Raw genomic sequence first — 210 nt, forward strand, 5'->3', positions numbered from 1 at the left:
GGCTTGCTTGGCTCTATCTCGAATTGTCGGGATTCCCAGGGGACGTTTTTCATCCCGTCCAGGTTTTGGTATCCAGATTCTCCGTAACGGTTTGGCTTTGACGTTTCCTTTGATTTCTTCAGCAAGGGTGAATCTTTGTTTCGGGGATATTGCTATCACTCCATCCACTCCGGCTGTTTTCTTGCCTTGGTTATCTTGGGTCACACGCCT

The 210-nt window shown here is 48.6% G+C and carries 1 protein-coding gene; it reads right to left on the reverse strand.

Annotated features, from left to right (window positions below):
* On the reverse strand, positions 1–210 hold a 210-nt coding region (locus AC0QHF_RS13490; protein ID WP_324704738.1), incomplete at both ends, for a reverse transcriptase N-terminal domain-containing protein.

It is taken from the genome of Lyngbya sp. CCY1209, assembly GCF_055795065.1.